This window comes from Streptomyces sp. CA2R106, assembly GCF_037034245.1.
Classification (GTDB): domain Bacteria; phylum Actinomycetota; class Actinomycetes; order Streptomycetales; family Streptomycetaceae; genus Actinacidiphila.
In genome coordinates, this window is sequence record NZ_JBAGKC010000137.1 from 1 (window position 1) to 910 (window position 910).

Here is a 910-nt window from a genome sequence, read left to right on the forward strand (position 1 = left end):
TGTGTTGGATGGGTTGTTGCCTGGTTCGTTGCGTGAGGTGATTGCGGCGGGTGGTCCGGAGTTGGATCAGACGGTGTTTGCGCAGGCGGGTTTGTTTGCGGTGCAGGTGGCGTTGTTCCGGTTGTGGTCGTCGTGGGGTGTGGTGCCGCAGTGTGTGGCGGGTCATTCGATTGGTGAGGTGACGGCTGCGTATGTGGCGGGGGTGTGGGATTTGGCGGATGCGTGTGCGGTGGTTGCGGCGCGTGGTCGTTTGATGCAGGGGTTGCCGGCTGGTGGGGCGATGGCGGCGTTGGACGCGTCGTCGGAGCAGGTTGCCGAGTTGGTTTCCGGGCGTGAGGGTGTGGCGGTTGCGGCGGTTAATGGTGTGCGGCAGACGGTGGTTTCGGGTGTTGAGTCGGTGGTGGATGAGGTGGTGGGGTTGTGGCGGGAGGGGGGTGGGCGGGCTCGTCGGTTGCGGGTGAGTCATGCGTTCCATTCGCCGTTGATGGATCCGGTGTTGGAGGAGTTCGGGCGGGTTGTGGGTGGGGTGACGTGTCGTGAGCCGCGGATTGCTTTGGTGTCGGGGACGCCGGGTGCGGATGTGACGGATCCGGCTTATTGGGTGGGGCATGTGCGGGACACGGTTCGTTTTCGTGATGTGGTGGTGGCGATGCGGGCTCAGGGTGTGGGTGTGTTTGTCGAGTTGGGTCCGGATGGTGCGTTGTCGGCGATGGCGGATGGGGATGCGGGGACGTGGGTTCCGGCGTTGCGTGGTGGTCAGGATGAGCCCGAGACGGCGTTGCGTGCGCTGGCGGGTTTGTATGTGGCGGGTGTCGAGGTGGACTGGGCCGCGGTGAATGGTGGGGAGGGTGGGGCCCGGAGGGTGGCTTTGCCGACGTATGCGTTCCAGCGGCAGCACTACTGGCCGAAG

At 65.2% G+C, this 910-nt stretch carries 1 protein-coding gene; it reads left to right on the top strand.

Annotated elements, in window-relative coordinates; genetic code table 11:
- Positions 1–910, top strand: a 910-nt coding sequence (locus tag WA788_RS35390) for an acyltransferase domain-containing protein (RefSeq protein WP_335984585.1), incomplete at both ends; no start/stop codon positions are given.